The following is a 20,107-nucleotide window of genomic DNA, read 5'->3' as shown; positions in this document are numbered from 1 at the left end:
GGGCAAATCGAGGCAAAACTAAGGACCCTATTAACCACGAGAGCAAAATGTAATCTGATATAACTTCGCAAAAACTGTAACTCATTACGAAAAAAACGATCTATCCTCCGCTGCCCTGCTTCCAGGGCAGTTGTTCAGAGGTTCCTTAGGTAGGAGCGACCAGATGGTCGCCCCTACGTGACGGTAAGATTCTTACGCTTTTCCCGCCGCCTTCAACCCCCGCAGCACATTCTCCGGACTGAGCGGCAGTGTTTTGATGCGCACGCCGGTGGCGTTATAAATCGCGTTGGCGATGGCGGCCATCGGCGGGACGCAGGCGATTTCGCCGGCGCCTTTGGCGCCGTAGGGGCCGGCGCCGGGGTAGCCGTGGACTAGCGTGGTCTCGATGCGCGGCATCATGTTGAGGGTCGGCATCAAGTAGTCGACGAAGGATGGATTCAATGTCTTGCCTTCTTTGTCGAAGACGACTTGTTCACACAGCGCTTGACCGATGCTCATCGCCGTGGCGCCTTCGATCTGGCCTTCGACGGCGGCCAAATGAATAGGCTGGCCGATGTCGTGGACGGCGACGTATTTTAAGATCTTCACGTTGCCGGTCATGGTGTCGACTTCGACGATGCAGGCGTGGGTCGTAAACGGCTGCGAGCTGCCGTGGGCTTTTTCTTCGGCCATCAATTCTAAATTATCGCAGTAGCCGCGGCCGATGACTTCGCCGATGACGTTGTGCGCGTTGGTCGCGACGACCGACAGCGCTACGGTTTTCGCCGGCGTGCCTTTGACGCGGATCTGTCTATCGACGATTTCCAAGTCATCTGGACTAGCTTCAAGTTGTCCGGCGGCGATTTTGAACAGCTGCGTGCGCGCGTCGATGGCGGCGCGCTTGCTCGCGGTTCCAGACACCAAGATCGCTCGGCTGCCGACGGTGCCGGCGTCCCAGGGGCTGGCGTCGGTGTCGACGCTCAACACCGTGACGTCTTCGACGCGCACGCCCAACTCTTCGGCGACGATGACCGGGATGCCAAATCTCGGCGCGGTGCCCATGTCGATCTTGCCGACGTGCACCGTCACCGAGCCGTCTTCGTTGACCTTGACGATGGCGCCGCCGCCGGGGCCGGCGCTTTCGATCCACGAGCCGGTGGCGAGGCCGATGCCTTGGTTTTTTTCGAGTTTCACTTTGCCCCAGCCGATTTTTTCCGCGGCGGTTTTAATCGTCTCGCCAAGCGACACATCGCGCAGCTTGGGCACGCCGACAATTTTGTCGCCAGGCTTGGGCATATTCTTCAAACGAAATTCGACGGGGTCCATGCCGAGTTTGGTCGCGATGGAATCCATGTGCGATTCGACGGCGAATGCGGCCTGCGGGCCGCCGGGGCCGCGCACTGGGCCGCAGACTTGTTTGTTGGTGTAAACGGTGTAGCCGTCGATGTGACAGTTGGGCATCAAGTACCAGCCGCCGAGCATGGTGGTGCAACGGCCGCCGGCCTGGACGCCGAATCCCGAGTAGCCGCCGGTGTCGTAGATCACCTTGCCGGTGCGGGCGACGATGGTGCCGTCTTTTTTCACGCCGGTCTTGATGTACATCTTGGCGCCGGAGCGAATCGTCGTCGAGATGGTTTCCTCGGCTTTGTCGAGGACGATCATCACCGCGCGCTTGGTTTTCATCGCCAACAGGCCGCAGATCGGCTCGATGGCCGCGCCGGATGTGATGCCACTGCCCTTGCCGCCGAAGCCGCCGCCGATGTCGGCGGAGATGACGCGGACATTATTGAGCGGCATGCCGAGCATCTTCGCCACTTCTTGGCGCACTGGAAATGGCGCTTGGGCGTTGGCGTAAACCGTCAGCCGGCCGTTGGGTTCCATCTGCGCCGCGGCGATGCGCGGTTCCAAATACTGCGGATGGATCATCTTGGTTTCATAGACTTCTTCGACGACGAGATCGGCTTCGGCCATCGCCTTGTCGGGATCGCCGATATGGACCTGGGCGAAGCCGCAGACGTTTTTCACTTTGACGCCTTCGGGAATATTCTTCGGCAGCGGCATGTCGTCATGGATCGTCGGCGCGTCGAGCTTCATGCCATCTTCTTGATCGATCACTACCGGCAATGGCTCGTAGGTGACTTTGATTTTTTTGAGCGCGGCCTTGGCGATGGCCAACGTGTCGGCGGCGACGGCGGCCACCGGGTCGCCCATGAAACGAACCTTGCCGCGCGCCAGGATGTAGCGGTCGATGTAGCTGCGGCCATAGCGCACGTTGGGCGCGTCCTCGGCGGTCACCACGGCGTGGACGCCGGGAATTTTCTTCGCCTCGCTAGTGTCGATGCTGATGATTTTCGCGTGGGCGTATTGGCTGCGCAGGATCGCGCCGTGCAGTTGGTCCTTGAGCATCAGATCGATGCCGTAAACGCCCTTGCCGATGACGCGGTCGATGCCGCCCATGCGCGCCGGGCTGGTGCCGACTACTTTGAATTCAGTTTTTGCCATGACGATGTTCTCCTTAAATTGTCAGGGTCGAATTGTAAGCAAGAAAATCCGAAATCCGAATATCGAAATCCGAAACAAACGGAAGCCCAAAAATCCAAAATTCAAAAGAGGCCCCGCGGACCGAAGCGGGCACGTTTTGAATTTTCTGCGTTTTGATCATTTGAATTTGTTTCGGATTTCGTGCTTCGAAATTTCTTATTTAGAGTTTCTGCGCCGCGAGATGGATCGCGTCGACGATTTTGTTGTAGCCGGTGCAGCGGCAGATGTTGCCCGACACCGCTTCTTCGATATCCGCCGCCGTGGGTTTCTTGGTGCGATCGAGCAGCGCTTTCACCGACATGATGAAGCCCGGCGTACAGTAGCCGCACTGCACCGCGCCGGTGTCGATGAAGGCTTGCTGCACAGGGTGTAACTTGTCGCCGTCGGCGAGACCTTCGATGGTGACGATCTGCGCGCCGTTGGCGTCGGCGGCCATGGTCACGCAAGTGTTGATCGGTTTACCGTTGTAAATCACCGTGCAGGCGCCGCACTCACCGGTGTTGCAGCATAGTTTGCTGCCTTTCATTTCCAAAGTGTCGCGGAGAAATTCCAACAGCGAAGTCGATGCTTCAGCGCTGGCGCTGACCGCTTTGCCATTGATGGTCGTATTGATCTTGACGGACATGATTATGCAACCTCCTTGCCGGTGGCGGCTTGCCAAGTTTGTTCGAGACCGCGGCGGGTCAACGCTTCGACGATCCAGCGGCGATTCTCGGCGCTGCTGCGCTGGTCGGTGATCGGACTCGCTTCAGTCGCGGCTAAAGCACCGGCTTCTTTTACCAGCGCCGCGGTGAGCGGTTTGCCCTTCAACAATGCTTCGGTCTTCGGCGCGCGCAGCGGCGTCGGTCCGACGGCGCCCAGGCCGATGCGGACTTCTTGCACAGAATTTTTCCCAGAGTCGGGCGTGAGCATGACGGCGACGCCGACCATGGCGATATCCATGGCGCCGCGCACGGCGTGTTTCAAGTAAACGCCTTTGCTGGCGGCCGGTGGAATCGGAATTTCGATTTCGGTCAACAAACCCTTCACTCCGGCTGCGCTCTTACCCGGCCCCTGAAAAAACGTCTTGAACGGTTCGCTGCGCTCGCCGTCGGAGAAGGCGAGAATGGCGTTGGCTTCCAACACCAAGAGCGGCGTCAAAGTTTCGCCCGACGGTGAAGCGCGGCAGATGTTGCCGCCGATGGTGGCGGTGTTGCGCACTTGCAAGGAGGCGAACTGACGGCAGGCGTCCCACAGGACCGGCGATTTATCGCGCACCAGGGCGCTGGTTTCGATTTCCCGAATGGTGGTCAGCGCGCCGATGCGCAGGCTGCCGCCGCTTTCCGAGATGCCGGCCAGGCTGGGGATTTTTTTAATATTGACCAGACAGCCTGGCTCCTCTTTAAATTTAATATCCACCATGACATCAGTGCCGCCGGCGATGACTTTCGCTTCGGCGCCATGCTTGGATAACAGCGACAATGCGTCGCCGATCGATTTCGGTTCAAAGTATTCCATATTCTCTAGCCCCCGTTCTCGGAATGTTTCACTTTACGTCTGACAACTTTCATAGCCCAAGTCGAAGTTGTCTGGCAAGGGCTGGGATGTGAAAATCGACGGACACAATTCCATTTATTGACAGTTCCGTATTTGTGTAGGGGCGCGATGAATCGCGCCTCTACAACGGCAAAATCGTTCATGTGTTAACCAAAGTCGCCTTGCAGTTTCGGCGCGCCGAGATTATAAAAACCAGTGAAATTACGAATCATATTTCTCAGACCGAAGGACGTTTAATTCATGCGATTACCACACCGCGACCCGATTCAATTGGGGGCGACTGCTTATGAACTGTTTCAGGAGAAAGAAGGGATTCCTTCGGTTACCGGGTTTTTTATCGAAGATCTGATGGACGTCGAAGTGAAGCCTTGGGCGCGGATGGGGGCGTTGGGCGCTTACCTAAACATGGGCGAGCAGCAAGAGCACGACGCTTATATCTGCGAGATTCCCGCGGGCAAGCAGACCGAGCCGCAGCATCATATGTTCGAGACGCTGGTCTACATTCACAAAGGGCGCGGCGCGACCACGGTCTGGTTCGAGGGCGATCAGAAGCAGACTTTCGAGTGGGCCGCGGGGGCGATCTTCGCGATTCCACTCAACGTTTCGTACCAGCACTTCAACGCCTCCAACGAGTCGGTGCGTTTGCTCGCCGGCACTAACGCGCCGCATGTGATCAATCTGTTTCACAACGAAGATTTTATTTTTCGCAATCCGTTTCAGTTTCGCGACCGCTTCACGCCTGAGCGCGAGTTTTTCAACTACAACAAGAAGCTCACGATACGCTCGTGGGAATCGAATTTAGTCCCGGACGTGAACACCTTCGCGCTCGACGACTATCCGATGAAGGGCAAGGGCGTGAAGATCATGCGCTTCGGCTTGGCCGGCACGACCTATGGTTGTCACGTGCAGGAATTTCCCGCGGGAAGCCGCAGCTTGTTTCACCGCCACGGCCCCGGTGCCATCGTTTGCGTGACTCAAGGCACCGGCTTCGCGATGGTCTGGCGCGAAGGCGAGGAGCGCGTGCGCTTCGAGATCAAGTCCGGTTCGATCTATTCGCCCGCCGATCTCATGTACCACGGCCATTTCAACACGGGGCATACGACGCTGCGCCACTTCGCCATGCGCGGGCGCAGTCCGAAGTTCAGCCAGGATCGCTTTCGCACGAAGCTGCATGAGATGATCCCGCTCGACGAGGAGCCGGCGGAGATTCATCCGATGTATTTGGAAGAGTTGAAAAGAAATGGCGTGAAGTCGGAGATCTCGGTGGTGGAAGAATAATAGTTACTCACCACGGAGGACACGGAGCGCACGGAGGGGGGAGAACGTTTCTTTTCTTCGTGTCCTCCGTGCTCTCCGTGGTGAAATAATCTTTGGGAGAACTTATGTCAGAACTTGCTTACACGGATTTTCGCAGCTTCGTCGAAGAGGCAAAAAAGATCAGCGACTTTCGGATTATCGAAGGGGCTGACTGGGATGCGGAGATTGGCGCGCTGGTAGAGTCCACGGCTGAGCTGGTGTCGCAGCCGCCGATGTTGATCTTCGACAAGGTCAAAGGGTATCCGGCGGGGTTCCGGGTTTGCAGTTTGCCCTACGCGGCCTACCGGCGCGTCGCCTTGGCGCTTGGTTTGCCAACTGACAAGACGAAATTAGAAACTCTGCGTCTGGCGGCGCGCAAGGTGCGCAACGTCGAACCGATCGCGCCGAAAGAAGTCAGCACATCGCCGCTGTTTGAAAACAAACTCACCGGCGACGATGTTAACTTGCTCAAATTTCCCGCGCTGCGTTTTCACGAGAACGACGGCGGGCGTTATTTCGGCCCAGGCGGCGGCTTGATCAATCGCGATCCCGACAATGGTTATGTCAATACCGGCACCTACCGCATGCAGTTGCACGACAAGAAGACGCTTGGTTTGTGGATGAGTCCGGGACAGAACGGCCGGCAGATCTGCGCCAAGTATTGGGATCAAGGCAAGAGCTGTCCGGTGGTCGCCAGCTACGGCCAGCATCCGATGGTGTTCATGCCATCGTACACGAAATTCCCCTATGGCCGTTCCGAGATGGAAATTTCCGGCGGCTTGATGGGCCGGCCGCTGGAAGTTTTGCGCGGGCCAATCACCGGACTGCCGATTCCCGCGTCCTCCGAGATCGCCATCGAGGGCGAGATCCCGCCGCCGTCGGAAGATTCGCGCGCCGAAGGGCCGTTCGGCGAATGGCCGGGATATTATTCCGGCGGGACCGCCGGCACCGGCGAAAATCAGCCGATCATTCGCATCAAAGCGATTTATCATCGCGACGATCCGATCCTTGAAGACGAGGCGCCGCTGTGGCCGGGCGCGGTGAAAATGGATCTGCATATTTCCGCGGGCGTGCTCTGGGATCAACTTGAGAGCGCGGGCGTTCAAGACATCGCCGGCGTTTACAATCATACTTCGTACATGACGGTGGTATCGATCAAACAAAAATTTGCCGGCCATGCCAAGCAAGCCGGACAAGCGGCGCTCAGTTGCGCGGCGGCTAATCGCAACGGCCGTTACGTTGTCGTCGTCGACGACGACATCGATCCGACTAATATGAAAGAAGTTTTGTGGGCGATGATGACGCGGGTCGATCCGCCGACCAACATCGACATCATCGATGGCTGCTGGTCGACGCCGCTCGATCCGCGCATGCCGCCGGAGAAAAGAGAAAATAAAGATCACACCAACGGCCGGGCGATTTTCTACGCCGTGCGGCCGTTTCATTGGATCGATAAATTTCCCAAAGTCAGCCGCTCGAGCCGCGAGCTGCGCGAGAAGACCATCGCCAAGTTTAAAAGCGTGATTCCGTTTCCGGGGGCGTGAGCCTAAGCTGAACGGTTCTCTCTCCCCTTGCGGGAGAGAGTTAGAGTGAGGGGTATTGAAAGCTTCTTGCACCCTCACCTCAATCCTCTCCCGTCAAGGGAGAGGAGGGAAGATTCGGATGATGCGAAGTTTCCTAAGTTAGTCAAGTAACCAGAGATATGATTTCGCGAGAAGAAAACGAACTGCTAACTCAAACCGATGCCGGGACGCCGTGCGGCGAGTTGTTGCGACGCTACTGGCAGCCGGTGGCGTTATCGGAGGAGTTGAAAGCGGACGGCGCGCCGGTGGCTGTGACTTTGATGGGCGCGGAGTTGGTGATTTTTCGCGACGAGCGCGGCCGCGTCGGCGTGCTCGATGCCCATTGCTGTCATCGCGGCGCCGATCTGAGTTACGGCCGGTTGGAAGATGGCGGGCTGCGCTGCATTTATCATGGCTGGCTCTATGACGTGAATGGCAAGGTGCTCGAACAACCCGGTGAGCCCAACGGCGGCGAGCATCGCGCCGCTTATTGCCAGCCGGCTTTTCCCTGCCGCGAGATCGGCGGCGTGATCCTTGCCTATATCGGTCCTGGCGAGCCGCCGCTGCTGCCCAATTACGAATTCCTGCAAGTTCCCGACGACCAGCGTTTCGTCTCGAAGATTCATCACTCGTGCAATTATCTGCAATCCAACGAGGGCAACATCGATCCGGTGCATCTATCTTTTTTGCATCGCAATCTTGAACTCACCGACACCGACAAAAAACGGCGCGTGACGGGCAGCGAGAGTTCGCCCAATTCTCTGTTCGGCGCCGATATCGCACCGCATATCGACGTCGAACTCACCGACTTCGGCGTGCGGATTTTTTCAATACGCAACATCGAGGACGACAAGATTTATTTTCGCACGTCGAATTTCATCATGCCCAACTTCAGCACTTTTCCGGGCCAGACCGCGGCGGAAGGCTATTCGGTCAACTGGCATGTGCCCATCGACGATCACAATCACTGGAAGTTCGTCATTGTCTTCAGCCGCAAGCGCGCGCTGGAGCGCTCCATGATGCTGCGCGGGCGCGACGAGTTGCAGGCGGATTATCGCATGGTCCGCACCAAGGCCAATCGCTATTTGCAGGACCGGGAGTCGATGAAGAACAAGTCGTTCAGCGGCATCGGTTACAATTTCCAGGCGCAGGATGCCTGCGTGATCGAGGGCGCCGGGAAAATTCAGGATCGAACTAAGGAACATCTGGCGACTTCCGATAAGGCGATCGTGGCGGCGCGCAAGCTTTTGCTCAAGGGGATTCAAGACATCAAGGAAGGGCGCGATCCGCTGCATGTGGTGCGCGATCCGAGTAAGAATAATTTTTCGCACCTGGCGGTGATTTCCGAGGTGGCGCCCAAGGCGGCGGATATCCGCGCCATCGTGCAGGAAAAAATTAAAGAGCAAAGCGCCAACGCATGATTTTCAGTTTTTCTTAACCCTCGCCCATTCCGATGGGAGAGGGCAAGGGTGAGGGCGTGATCTGCTTCGAAGTTGCCCTCACCCCATCCCTCTCCCGCTTCGCGGGCGAGGGGGCGGAGCGGAAGGAAGGAAGAAAGTAAGTGAGTGACATTCTTCGTCTAGGCATGGCTGGGCTCGGTGTCGCCAGCACGCAGATCATGCCGGCGATCGCCAAGCTCCCTTTCATTAAAATAACCGCGGCGGCGGACATGCGCGCCGACGCGGTGGCGAAGTTTCGCGAGCAATATAAAGGCGAAGGCTACAGCAGCATCGAAGATCTCTGCGCCAGCCCCAACGTCGACGCGGTTTACATCGCCACGCCCAATTCGCTCCACGCCGAGCACGCGATCACCGCGGCGAAACACCGAAAGCATATTATCGTCGAGAAGCCCATGGCGATGACGCTGGCGGAGTGCGACGCCATGAACGAGGCGGCGGACAAGCACGGCGTCAAACTGTTGTGCGGCCACACGCACAGTTTCGATGCGCCGATCCGCAAGATGCGCGAGATCGTCAAGAGCGGCGAGTTGGGCAAGCTGTGCATGATCAATACTTGGAACTACAACGAGTTCATGTACCGGCCGCGCATGAAACATGAACTGGCGATGACCCGCGGCGTGGTGCTCAATCAAGGACCGCACCATGTCGACGTCGTTCGTCTCATCGGCGGCGGCATGGTGCGCAGCGTGCGCGCCATGACCGGCGTCTGGGACCCGGCGCGGCAGTGGGAAGGCAGCTACACTTGTTATTTAGAATTTGACGACGGCACGCCGGCGACGTTGGTCTATAGTGGCTACGGTTTCTTCGACACGGCGGAGTTATTCGACTGGGTCGGCGAGGGTGGGCAGCATCGCGCCCCGGAGACCAATTTGAATGTCAGAAAAAGTTTGCGGGCGGTGCGCAGCGCGGAAGAAGAAGAGCAGTTGAAAGAAGGCATGCGCTTCGGCGGCAAGCGCGAGGGCGAGTACAGCCATGTCTGGGCCGGCGAGCGTAAGCAGCCGTTCTTCGGTCATACAGTGGTGAGTTGCCAGAAGGGCGATATTCGCCAGACGCCGGATGGTTTGAAAATCTATGGCGAGACCGAACAGCGCGAAATTAAACTTCCAGCTGGGAGCCGCGGCCGGGAGGCGGAAGTCGAAGAGTTATACGACGCGGTGGTGAAGGGGCGGCCGGTGTTTCATGGCGGGCGCTGGGGCGCGGCGACGTTGGAAGTTTGCTTGGCGATGTTGGAGTCGGCCAAGCAGCGCAAAGAGATCATGTTGTCGCATCAGGTGGCGAGTCCGGAGTGATTGAAATGTTTCGAATTACCGGTTTTGGGTTTCGGGTTATTCGGCCGCTGTGATTGCGGTAGGACGTTCGCTGGTGTTGTCGCTGTCGCGTTTCCGGTCTTCCTTCCGATTTCTTTTCCCTCGACGGGGGAAGATTAAGATGGGGGTGCGAAAGCGCGAGTACGCAGTGAAAAGTTGCACGGCTGCTGTGACCCATGCATCACCCCTATCCCATCCTTTCCCCTTCGAGGCGAAAGGGGTTGGAACGTTGCTACGTGATGAACATATGGCACTTGCCCTAATAATTTTTGCTATCACTATATTCTTTTCGGTCGATGCATCTTTCGCCGCCGAGTCCAAGCCGGCTTGGCAAGTCGAGTGGGAGCGGACCGTCAAGGCGGCGGAGGCGGAAGGCCAGCTGACTGTTTACATCGCCGGCTACGCGGCGGTCATCGAAGCCGGGGTGTTTCAAAGATCCTTTCCCAAGATCAAGGTCACCCTGGTTCCGGGAATCGGCACACAACTGGCGCCGCGCATCGTCGCCGAACGGCGGGCGGAAAAATTTCTTGCCGATGTTTATAACGGCGGCGGCACTTCGCTCTATCAGGTTCTCTATCTTGGCAAGATGCTCGATCCGCTTCGGCCGGCGCTGCTACTGCCCGAGGTTACGGATTCGTCAAAGTGGTGGGAAGGCAAACATAAGTATGTCGATCGCGAAGCCAGCTACATGTTTGTCTACGAAGGCAATGTCTCGTCGGGCGGTTCGCCGGCTTATAATACCCAGCTAATCAATCCGAAAGATTACCGCTCCTATTGGGATTTTCTCAACCCCAAACTCAAAGGTAAGATCGGTTCCATCGACATTCGCAAGCTGCGCGGCGTCGGACCGACGATCCAGTATCTTTACTATCACCCGGAAATCGGCTCGGAATTTATGCGGCGATTTTATCTGGAGATGGATGTCGCCATGAGCGGCGACTTTCGCCAGGCGATGGATTGGCTAGCGGCGGGGAAGGTCGCCGTGCTACTACCGATGCAGAGTTCGGGCACGGCCAAGGCGAAAGCGCAGGGATTGCCGGTGGAGGAATTCGACGCCAATCATTTCAAAGAAGGCGTGAATATTTCGTCCGCCTACGGCCAGGTGGCGTTGATGAACCGAGCGCCGCATCCCAACGCGGCCAAAGTGTTCGTCAACTGGTGGCTGTCGCGCGAAGGCCAGACGACGTTGCAAAAAACCATGAGCACGCCCGGCGATCCCAAGAACTCGCGCCGCATCGATATTTCTAAGGAACATATTCCAACCGCCGAGCGCCGCCGCGATGGCATGAAATACTTCGACATCGACGATCCGGAAACCAAAGATATCAATCCGGCGATCAAATTAATCGACGAGGTTTTTGCCAACAAAAAATAATCCGTGAAGAAGAAATAGGACTGCTGATCGAGGAGACGCAGATATGATTACCACTGAAGAAAATGACATGATGACCAAAGTCGGTCCCGGCACGCCGGCCGGAGAATTGTTGCGCCGCTATTGGCATCCGGTGGCGATCGCGGCGGACTTGACGCCGGAGAATCCGACGATGTTTCTGCGCCGGCTCGGCGAAGACTTGGTGCTGTTCCAAACGCCCAAGGGCGAAGTCGGATTGCTCCACGACCGCTGCGCCCATCGCGGTGTGTCGCTCTCCTACGGCCGCGTCGAAGAGCGCGGCATCGCCTGCGCCTATCACGGTTGGCTGTACGACATTAATGGTAACTGCCTCGATACGCCGGCGGAGCCGCCGGAAAGTAAATTTTGTCTGACGATCAAACAAAAGGCTTATCCAGTGCAAAAACTCGCCGGACTTTACTGGGCCTACTTCGGTCCGCAGCCGGCGCCGGCGATGCCCAAGTACGATGTCTGGGCGCGCACCGACGGCTGGCACTGGCTGCGCGCGTTGCCGCAGCTTGACTGCAATTGGCTGCAGGCGATGGAGAATTCCGTCGACACCGCGCACCTGCATGTTCTCCATCAGGAACTGGTTACCGACGGTTTCAAAGTCGAGAGCACGACGCGCGGTACGATCGACAATCTGGTCGATTACGGAATCACTGAATTCACTCACGGCTTTATCAAACGGCGAGTGTTTAAGGACGGCAAGGTCGAGGAACATCCGCTGCTGTTTCCCACCGTGCTGCGCCAGGCCAATCGCACGCAGATCCGCGTGCCCATCGACGACAATCATACTTGGATCGTCTACGTGCACTTCGTGCCGGATTCGGTTCAGCCGCGGCCGGCCAACGGCGAGGTGCCGATCAATTATCGCAAGCCGTTCAAGAATCCTCCGGATGCGCGCCATCCGGGCACCAAGCATCGTCTCGACGAGGTCGATGCGCAGGATTTCATGGCATGGGAAACTCAGGGACCGGTGCACGACCGCACCCGCGAACGTTTGGCCGTGTCGGACCACGGCGTGGTGCAGTATCGCGAAATGCTGCTGCGTGAAATTAAAAAAGTTCAACAGGGGGAAGACCCGATAAATTTTTTTCGTGACCTTAACCATCCGATCATAGACACCAAGATGGAACATTCATTGAAAGTGGGCAAGGCTGGGGGAGCCGCGCATCTCTTGCCGCCGAAACAGTGAGAAGATGAATTGGCCGCACCCTTCGACGATGCTCAGGGCGATCGGGACGCAACCTCTAACTCTCCCCCGTCGAGGGGGAGAGAATCGGAGATGAGGGGAAATCAACTCCAGAAAATTACTTATCCTTGACGCTTGCTAGGTTGCGTACTAATTACCTGGATGACTGAACTGAACCGGACGAGGACAACACACCATGGCTGAATTCAAAGCGATCGGCACTTCGGTGCCGCGCGGTGAGGGCAAGGACAAAGTCAGCGGGCAGACGGTTTACGCCGCCGATTTGAAAATCGCGAATCTCCTGTGGGCGAAGATTCTCCGCAGCCCGCATCCCCACGCGCGCATTCGCAGTGTCGATGTTTCCAAGGCGGTGAAAGTTGCCGGCGTGCGGGCGATCATTACCGGCGCAGATGTCAAAGGCTATCTCATCGGCAAACAGATTCGCGATCTGCCGGTGCTGTGCTGGGACAAGGTGCGCTTTGTCGGCGATCGCGTTGCCGCGGTGGCGGCGGAGACGGTGGAGGCGGCGGAAGAGGCGATTCACTTGATCGACGTCGATTACGATCTTCTTCCCGCTGTCTTCGATCCACTGGAAGCGATGGCACCGGGCGCACCGCTACTCCATGACAACGTCGCCGAGTATGACGGCGCGCCGAAAAATATTCTTGCCGCCGATCTGCGCAACGGTCTGACGCGCCTAGCGTGGAAGAAGGGCGATATTGAAAAAGGCTTTCGCGACGCCGATATGGTGTTCGAACATACCTTCAACGTCCCAGCGCGCCATCAGGGTTACCTCGAACCGCACGCGGCGACTGTCGCGATTGAACCTGACGGTCGAGTGCAAGTCTGGGCTTCGGTGAAAAATCCTTTCGGAGTGCGCAGCCAATTATCCAAGTGCTTGCGCTTTTCCGAAGAGCGCATCCGCATGAATGTGGTCAACGTCGGAGGCGAGTTCGGTGGCAAGGGCGACGGCGTCGACTTGCCAATTCTCTACTTTCTTGCGCAGAAGAGCGGCCGGCCGGTGAAGATCGTTATGACCTACGCCGAAGAATTATCGGCGAGCAATCCGGCCCATCCGACGGTGATCACGATCAAGAGCGGTGTCAAGCGCGATGGTCGCATCGTTGCTCGTAAAATGCGCGCGGTCCACGCCAGCGGCGGCTACGGCGCGCTCAAGTCCAATACTTCGCTGGCGACTTGGCACTATGCCGGCGGCCAGTATCGCATCGAGCACGCCGATATCGAATTCATGCAGATCTACACCAACACCGTGCCCGGCGGTTACTATCGCAGTCCCGGCGCCGTGGCGACGGCGTTCGCCGTCGATTGCCACACCGATATCATCGCCAAGGAATTGAAAATGGACCCGGCGGAGTTTCGCATGAAAAATTTTATTAGCGAAGGCGAAACCGACGCTGTTGGCCAAGAATTGAAAGACGTGCGCTTCCGCGAGGTGCTGCAAGGCGCGCTCGATGCCGCCGGTTGGAAGAAACCGAAGAAGCGCAATCATGGCCGCGGCATCGCATTGTCGGGCCGCCATATCAGCGGCGGCGACACCGGCGTGATTCTCAGCGCCGAGGCCGATGGCGGTTATTTAATTATCAGCCCGAGCATCGATCAAGGCTCGGGCACGCACACGATCTTGCGCCAACTGGTCGCCGATCAAATGAAAATTAGTATCGAACAGGTGCGCGTTGTCATCGGCGACACCGACACGGCGCCGCGCGACGGCGGCATGCGCGCTAGCCGCATGACTTACGTCGCCGGCAATGCCATGGTTCAAGCATGCGACAAGCTGCGCGACAAATTGCTCGGCCAAGCGGCGCGCATGCTAGAATGCCGCGCCGATGAAGTGGACTTCGACGGCGGCAAGTTTTCACTGCGCCAGGATCGCGGCCAGCAAGTGCCGTTGCGCCGTGTAGTGGCGCAAGCGACTGAGCCTTTGCAAGTTACCGTCTACGAAGACTATCGCGCTCCCGACGAGGTTTCTTACATCTGCGCTCAGGTCGCCGAAGTCGAAGTCGACCCGGAAACCGGCGCGGTGAAACTGCACCGCATGATCACGGCGCACGATGTCGGCACGATCATCAATCCGACGGCGCACCAGGGACAGATCGACGGCGCCACGGTGATGGGGGTGGGCCAAGGGCTGATGGAAGAGATCGTCATGGATCAAGGCCGGGTGACCAACAGCAATCTGGGCGATTATAAATTGCCTTCAATCGCCGATTGGTTCGAACTTAAAACCGTGCTGGTGTCTTCCGGCGGCGGCGTCGGCCCGCACAATGCCAAACCGATCGGCGAGTTCGCCAACAACGCACCGCCGGCGGCGATCGCCAACGCGATTGCCGATGCCGTCGGTGTGCGGCTGTTCGATCTGCCGGTGAAGGCGGAGCGGATTTATCAAGCTTTGAGAGGAAAGCGTTGAGTCGGATTCGGAAGATTGGCCGCAAAAAACGCAAAGGGCGCAAAAAAATCTTAGGTAGGGGCGTATGATATACGCCCAGGGGCGGGGGGCGGTGGTCGCCCAGGCACTTAACGTACTTGTCATTGAAAATTTTGGAGGCGCGGTGTTTTTTCGCTTTCAAACAATTATTATCGCAATTTTCTTTTTCGCTGGCGTGCCAACTCTTGTTTTCGCTCAAGGCAAGAAGCCGGTGACGCTGTCCGAATTGGTCGCTTACACCGGCGCGGATCGCGAGCAGATTCTCGTCGCCGGCGCCAAGGCCGAGGGTAAAGTTTCTTGGTACACTTCTTTGGCGGGCAGCTCGTATAAGGAATTGGCCCAGGGGTTCGAGAAAAAGTACGGCGTCAAATGCGAAGTATACCGGGCCGCCAGCAACGAAATCCAAGCGCGAATTACCAACGAAGCCAAAGCGCGCCAATATATCGTCGACACCATCGAGACCACGCTGCCGCTGCTGAAAAGTTTGCGCGAAGATGGCTTACTGGCGGTTTATACTTCGCCGCACCTGCTCAAGTATCCCGCCCACGCCAAGGAGCGGGCCGGCAATGGGCTTTACTATTGGGGCGTCAATCGCGAGAGTTTTATCGGCGTCGGCTTCAATCCGGGTTTAATTCCCGCCGCCGCCGTGCCGAAAAAATTTGACGGCCTGCTCAACCCGCAACTCAAAGGTAAAATGGGCATCACCACCAGCGAGACCGGCGTGCGCATGATGGGGGCGATTCTCAAATTCAAAGGCGAAGCGTTCGCCAACAAACTCAAAGCCCAGGAGATCAGTCTGCATTCGGTTTCCGGCCGGGCAATCGCCGACATGGCGATCTCCGGCGAGGTGCCGATCTCGCCGTCGATCTTTCGCGATCACGCCATGGAATCGAAGTTGAAAGGCGCGCCGATCAACTGGGTGGCGATGGAAGGCGTGCCGACCAACGCCGGTGCGACTTCGATCATCTATCAAGCGCCCCATCCCCACGCGGCGGTGCTGATGGCGGATTTTATTCTCAGTCCCGAAGGACAGAAAATTCTCGAAGACTTGCAGTTTGGCAGCCCATCTAAAGATTTCGGCTTCAAACGTTGGTACCCTGAAGCGGGATTGAACACGGACCAGTACGATCGCGAAGCGACCAAGTGGCAGAAGGCGCTGCGGGAAGTCGGAAAGAAATCGTAACCAGCAAAATTCGGATTGGGATAATTAACCGCAGAGAACGCAAAGTACGCAAAGAAAAATCTGATGTAGGGGCGGGTCGCGACCCGCCCTCCCGAGGGAGGTTCTATGTTGCAAACCAGCGAAAGAAATTCACAGATCGAATCGGTGCAATCGACTTTAAACTACATCGTCCCAGACGGTGAAAAACCGGTGACTATGTCCAACTTGCCGGGCGAAGCGCGGGTGACTAGCAACACTGGAAAATATCAGGCCCATCCAGTGACGATCCTGAACGGACGTCTGGTTGGCGGGTTCGCTTTGGACAAAGAAGGTTTCATGTTGGTCAATCATGAAACTAAGATGAAAGATTTTTACGATGAGGACGAGGTGAAACGGGTTTACTATCCGGAGATCGAACAGCTAGTGAAACGGTCCACCGGCGCGGCGCGGGTGTTGGTCTTCGACCATACGCTGCGGGCGGAAAATGATTCGGTGCGCGAGGAGAAATTCGCCAGCCGGCCGGTGCGCAGCGTGCACAACGATTATACCGAGTGGTCCGGGCCGCAGCGGGTGCGCGATTTATTGCCGAAAGAAGAAGCCGAAGCGCTAATCCAAAAACGTTTCAGTGTGATTCAAGTGTGGCGGCCGGTGCGTAACCCGGTGCTCTCGGCGCCGCTGGCGATCGCCGATTCGCAGAGGATCGCGGCGAAAGATTTGATCGGCACCGAACGGCGTTATCCAGATCGCGTCGGTGAGATTTATCATTTATGCTACAACCCCGAGCATCGCTGGTTTTATTTTCCCAACATGCAGACCGACGAAGCGATCGTCTTCAAATGCTACGACTCGATGAAAGACGGCCGCGCCCGCTGGTCGGCTCACGCCGCCTTCGACGATCCCAACAGCCCGGCCAACGCACCGGCGCGCGAAAGCATCGAAATGCGCACGCTGGCGTTCTTCGACTGATCGGAGGGAATGGCCGCAAAGAACGCAAAAAACCCAAAAGGGAAATTTGCATTTGTAGGGGCGCAGCATGCTGCGCCCTTCTTTTTTTGAGGCGTTTGCGTTCTTTGCGGCCATTCTTTCCTACGCCGGCACTAGCTCTGGATCGACCGGGTACTCTGACAGGATTTCGGCGCCGTCTTTGGTGACGCGCAGCAGGTGTTCGAGTTTTACCGGGTAGTGATTGATCTCGCAGGCGACGATCATGTTTTCTTCGAGCGAGATCATGTATTTCTCGGGATCGCCGCCGCGCAGCCAGGGGGATTCATAGATGCACAGGCCGACGCCGTGGAAGCCGTCGAAGCCGGCGATTCTTTTAGTCGCGCCTTTGCCGAAGCGATCGAAGGCCTCGGCGCAGGAGCCGGGCTTCACTAATTTTATCGCTTCTTGCAGTGAGTGAAAGGCTTCTTTGTAGCGCTGTTTGGTTTCCGCCGTCGGCGCGCCGCGGCTGAAGGTGCGCGCGAAGTCGCTGTAATAACCGCCTGGGCCGGCGACGGTGGCGTCGCAGATGACGAGATCGCCTTCTTTGACCACCAGATCGGCGCCCATCGGTTCGTTGTGCGGCCGCGAGTCGATGGTCGACGAATCGTAGATCGAAATAAATTCGCTGCCGGCTTCGAAGCCACAATCCATTAAATAATCGAGCATGATGCGGCTCAACTTATCTTCCGGCGGATCGGCTTTGCGTAGTTCCGCGCGGACGAGATCGTAGCCTTTGGCCTTGGCTTTGGTGGTCCAGCGGATCAGTTGGATTTCGTCGGTGGTTTTAATCATGCGCGCTTGATGGATCGCTGGGCAGCCGTCGACTAAATTAATCCCCGCCGCTTTCAAGCCGTCGACCGCCGATAGATTTAAATAATCGACGCCGACGCGCTCACCGGCAGCGCCCAATTCCTTCAATCCCGCCACCGCTTGATCGACGAAGTCCTGGGTCGCGATGGGCGGGCGCATGGCGAACATGTAGGCGTCGAAGCGCAGGCTGCGATAATCGCTCTTGCGCGATAGTTGGCGCTGGCAAATGATCGGTTCGCCTTGGGCCGGAATCAACGCGAAGCGTTGAATGCCGGTGGCGCGCAGACCGAGCATCATGACGGTATTCGTCGCATAGCGTACGTTAAGAAAATCGGTGAGCAGCAGCGCGCCCAAACCTTGTTGCTGCATGACGCTCTGCAAGCGCGCCAAGCGTTCGCGCTTCAAGCGCTCCATGTCGACGCCGAAGCGGGTGAGATCGGGATAGAACATTTTGTTCTCCTTATTATTTCGCCGTTGGTATCGGCAATCGCTAGCGGAGTCAAGGCATTCAAAGAGTTTCGAGTTACGGGTTTGGGGTTTCGAGTTCAACCCGAAACTCGGAACGCGCAACTCGAAACCACGGTTTCGGCGCCGCCTTGACTTTCATACTCGATTTACGATTGAGATAGGCACATGGATGATACGCTTCAGGATATTCTCACCTTGGTTGAGAAGGGCAACATCGAACAGCGTTGCGCGGCGTTGCTCGTGCTTGGCGCGTTGAAGATCAGCAACGCGGCCACGGCGAAAGTCGTCGGCGCGATCCTCGACAATCCCAATCCGGTGCTCAAAGACTTCGCGTTGCGTTACTTCGAAGAGGTGCAGCCGAAAAACAATATTGCGCAGCTGCTCAAGATGCTCGACGACGGCGACCGCGAGATGCAGGAGCGGGCGGTGAAGTCGTTGATCGCCGTGGGCCAAGCCGCGGTGGCGCCGCTGCTGCAAGGTGCGAAGGATGCCTCGCGCGCCTGGCAGTTAAACGGCGCGCGGGTGCTCGCCGCGGTGCGCGGCAAGGCGGCGCTGAAAGGTTTATTGCAGCTGCTCGTCGCCGGCACCGACGAGACCAACAAAACGATCTGCGATCTGATGACGCCGGCGCTGCGCGAGATGGAGGCCAAGGAATTAGATTCGCTCTACGACGAAGTCGAAGCCTTCGCTGCCAAGCTCGACGCCAAGACGCAACGGCCGGCGACGGTTTCCGCCATGCGTTTGCTCGGACAATTGGGCCGGCCGCAAGCGCGCCGCTGGCTATTTAAATATATCGGCGCGGACAATCATCCAGACGTGCGCGCCCACGCGCTGGTCGCGCTGATACGTTGCTTGCGCGAGCAGGAGATGCGCAAGGACGAGTACGCAAAGTTATTTCCTTTGCTCGAAGAAGCTGAGTTCAGCGAAGTGACGCGCTTGACCCTTGACCTGCTCGACGCCCACGACCTGCCCGACGATTCGCGCGCGCTTTTGGCCAAGCTCATGCAGAGCCCGCATTCGGATGTGCAGAAGTTCGCTCTGCGCAAAATGGCCGATGTGGCGACGCCGGCGACCATCCGCACACTGGTGGACGAGTTGGGCGATGGCGATTATCGCAAGCGCGATGTCGCCGCCAGCTCGCTGCGCAAGATTCCCGAAGCGCGCGCGACGTTGATCAAAGAATTAACCAGCTGCGAAGATCCGAGCAAGGCTTGGAGCATCGCCGAGCTGTTACCGTCCTTCGAAGGCAAGTGGCGCCAAGATGTATTAGAGGTGCTGTGGAAAAGGCTGCAGACGGCGATCGGTGCCGAAGAACGGATTCAGACGGCGTTTCTCCAGGTGCTCAAGAAAGCCGATGGGGAATTTGTTTATGACAAGCTCGCCGAGCAAGGGGCGAAATTGGTCAAAGGCAAAAAGTACAAAGAGGCGGTGGGCTTCTTGACGCCGTTAAAAGATTTTTCGGCGTTCAAGCCGGAAAATAAATTTTACCTAGCGTTGGCGCAATTGAAACTGCACGCGCACACGCTCGCCACCAACCGCCAGCATCCAGCGCTGGAATTGTTCACCGATCTCTACCGCAATTCGTCGTTCCCAGTTTTCGAAACGCTGCGCAAAGATAAAAGCTTTACGCCGGAAGAATTTTTTGCCCTGGGTTTCAGCTTGGCCGAGCGCGTCGGACAAGAACGCGGCTTGGGCGTCGATCTGCTTGAACATGTCGCGGAAAAATTCCCGCGCAACAAGATCGGCAAGAGCGCCAAGAATAAACTCAAGCTGGTGGGCGCTTGAGAGCGGCTTGGGCGTCGTCGACCGCACGGTTATAATAGTCGTGTCGTGGCAACGTCAATATGTCATGTTAACAGCAACGCGATTATGTCAGGGTAGTGCGTTGGGTTGAGGTCGTAAGTTAGAAACCTGGCCATAGCGGAACCCCACCTTGTTGGAGTTGGTTCGATATAGGCCAAGTGTGTGCGT

General features: G+C 57.4%; 14 protein-coding genes. 10 read left to right on the top strand and 4 right to left on the bottom strand.

Annotated features, from left to right (window positions below):
* Positions 1 to 192 precede the first annotated feature (192 nt).
* The 3 genes from EXR70_19760 to EXR70_19750 all read right to left on the bottom strand — a co-directional run bounded on the left by EXR70_19760 (position 193) and on the right by EXR70_19750 (position 4,017).
* Entirely contained in the window at positions 193 to 2,481 is a 2,289-nt protein-coding gene (locus EXR70_19760) for a xanthine dehydrogenase family protein molybdopterin-binding subunit (protein MSP40729.1), read from the bottom strand.
* Between the two features lie 199 nt (positions 2,482 to 2,680).
* Positions 2,681 to 3,145, bottom strand: coding sequence for a (2Fe-2S)-binding protein (locus tag EXR70_19755; protein ID MSP40728.1), 465 nt, complete (start codon positions 3,143 to 3,145; stop codon positions 2,681 to 2,683).
* 2 nt (positions 3,146 to 3,147) lie between these two features.
* A complete protein-coding gene (locus tag EXR70_19750; GenBank protein MSP40727.1) occupies positions 3,148 to 4,017 on the bottom strand; it encodes a xanthine dehydrogenase family protein subunit M in 870 nt (289 codons plus the stop codon).
* Between the two features lie 279 nt (positions 4,018 to 4,296).
* On the opposite strand from EXR70_19750, the gene EXR70_19745 reads away from it, so the two are divergent.
* From EXR70_19745 to EXR70_19705, 9 genes are all read left to right on the top strand, one after another.
* A complete protein-coding gene (locus EXR70_19745) occupies positions 4,297 to 5,334 on the top strand; it encodes a hypothetical protein (protein ID MSP40726.1) in 1,038 nt (345 codons plus the stop codon).
* 104 nt (positions 5,335 to 5,438) lie between these two features.
* Positions 5,439 to 6,896 (top strand): UbiD family decarboxylase, encoded by a 1,458-nt coding sequence (locus tag EXR70_19740; protein ID MSP40725.1) that lies wholly within the window; start codon positions 5,439 to 5,441, stop codon positions 6,894 to 6,896.
* Positions 6,897 to 7,054: 158 nt separating this feature from the next.
* Positions 7,055 to 8,335 carry a hypothetical protein gene (locus tag EXR70_19735; GenBank protein MSP40724.1) on the top strand — a complete coding sequence of 427 codons (1,281 nt, stop codon included), beginning with the start codon at positions 7,055 to 7,057 and terminating at the stop codon, positions 8,333 to 8,335.
* Between the two features lie 140 nt (positions 8,336 to 8,475).
* Positions 8,476 to 9,663: a Gfo/Idh/MocA family oxidoreductase gene (locus EXR70_19730; GenBank protein MSP40723.1), complete on the top strand. Its 1,188-nt coding sequence runs from the start codon at positions 8,476 to 8,478 to the stop codon at positions 9,661 to 9,663.
* Positions 9,664 to 9,802: 139 nt separating this feature from the next.
* A complete protein-coding gene (locus EXR70_19725) occupies positions 9,803 to 11,056 on the top strand; it encodes an extracellular solute-binding protein (protein MSP40722.1) in 1,254 nt (417 codons plus the stop codon).
* Between the two features lie 43 nt (positions 11,057 to 11,099).
* Positions 11,100 to 12,269 (top strand): aromatic ring-hydroxylating dioxygenase subunit alpha, encoded by a 1,170-nt coding sequence (locus EXR70_19720; GenBank protein MSP40721.1) that lies wholly within the window; start codon positions 11,100 to 11,102, stop codon positions 12,267 to 12,269.
* Positions 12,270 to 12,462: 193 nt separating this feature from the next.
* On the top strand, positions 12,463 to 14,694 hold the full coding sequence (locus EXR70_19715; GenBank protein MSP40720.1) for a hypothetical protein: 2,232 nt from the start codon (positions 12,463 to 12,465) through the stop codon (positions 14,692 to 14,694).
* 64 nt (positions 14,695 to 14,758) lie between these two features.
* Positions 14,759 to 15,895: an extracellular solute-binding protein gene (locus EXR70_19710; GenBank protein MSP40719.1), complete on the top strand. Its 1,137-nt coding sequence runs from the start codon at positions 14,759 to 14,761 to the stop codon at positions 15,893 to 15,895.
* 105 nt (positions 15,896 to 16,000) lie between these two features.
* Entirely contained in the window at positions 16,001 to 16,840 is an 840-nt protein-coding gene (locus EXR70_19705) for a methyltransferase (GenBank protein ID MSP40718.1), read from the top strand.
* A gap of 120 nt (positions 16,841 to 16,960) precedes the next feature.
* On the opposite strand, the gene EXR70_19700 is transcribed toward EXR70_19705, so the two are convergent.
* Positions 16,961 to 18,118 (bottom strand): aminopeptidase P family protein, encoded by a 1,158-nt coding sequence (locus EXR70_19700; protein ID MSP40717.1) that lies wholly within the window; start codon positions 18,116 to 18,118, stop codon positions 16,961 to 16,963.
* Positions 18,119 to 18,301: 183 nt separating this feature from the next.
* Between EXR70_19700 and EXR70_19695 the strand changes: the two genes are divergently transcribed.
* The gene (locus EXR70_19695; GenBank protein MSP40716.1) at positions 18,302 to 19,921 is read left to right on the top strand and encodes a hypothetical protein; all 1,620 of its coding nucleotides are present in this window, start codon (positions 18,302 to 18,304) and stop codon (positions 19,919 to 19,921) included.
* Positions 19,922 to 20,107: the final 186 nt, after the last annotated feature.

Source organism: Deltaproteobacteria bacterium (genome assembly GCA_009692615.1).
GTDB lineage: Bacteria > Desulfobacterota > Binatia > UBA9968 > UBA9968 > DP-20.
This window is presented reverse-complemented; position numbering and strand designations above follow the sequence as displayed.

Excerpts from the sequence above, each read along its gene's own strand:
- EXR70_19760 (MSP40729.1), bottom strand. The coding sequence starts at position 2,481 with ATGGCAAAAACTGAATTCAAAGTAGTCGGCACCAGCCCGGCGCGCATG.
- EXR70_19755 (MSP40728.1), bottom strand. The coding sequence starts at position 3,145 with ATGTCCGTCAAGATCAATACGACCATCAATGGCAAAGCGGTCAGCGCC.
- EXR70_19750 (MSP40727.1), bottom strand. The coding sequence starts at position 4,017 with ATGGAATACTTTGAACCGAAATCGATCGGCGACGCATTGTCGCTGTTA.
- EXR70_19745 (MSP40726.1), top strand. The coding sequence starts at position 4,297 with ATGCGATTACCACACCGCGACCCGATTCAATTGGGGGCGACTGCTTAT.
- EXR70_19740 (MSP40725.1), top strand. The coding sequence starts at position 5,439 with ATGTCAGAACTTGCTTACACGGATTTTCGCAGCTTCGTCGAAGAGGCA.
- EXR70_19735 (MSP40724.1), top strand. The coding sequence starts at position 7,055 with ATGATTTCGCGAGAAGAAAACGAACTGCTAACTCAAACCGATGCCGGG.
- EXR70_19725 (MSP40722.1), top strand. The coding sequence starts at position 9,803 with ATGGGGGTGCGAAAGCGCGAGTACGCAGTGAAAAGTTGCACGGCTGCT.
- EXR70_19720 (MSP40721.1), top strand. The coding sequence starts at position 11,100 with ATGATTACCACTGAAGAAAATGACATGATGACCAAAGTCGGTCCCGGC.
- EXR70_19715 (MSP40720.1), top strand. The coding sequence starts at position 12,463 with ATGGCTGAATTCAAAGCGATCGGCACTTCGGTGCCGCGCGGTGAGGGC.
- EXR70_19710 (MSP40719.1), top strand. The coding sequence starts at position 14,759 with ATGATATACGCCCAGGGGCGGGGGGCGGTGGTCGCCCAGGCACTTAAC.
- EXR70_19705 (MSP40718.1), top strand. The coding sequence starts at position 16,001 with ATGTTGCAAACCAGCGAAAGAAATTCACAGATCGAATCGGTGCAATCG.
- EXR70_19700 (MSP40717.1), bottom strand. The coding sequence starts at position 18,118 with ATGTTCTATCCCGATCTCACCCGCTTCGGCGTCGACATGGAGCGCTTG.
- EXR70_19695 (MSP40716.1), top strand. The coding sequence starts at position 18,302 with ATGGATGATACGCTTCAGGATATTCTCACCTTGGTTGAGAAGGGCAAC.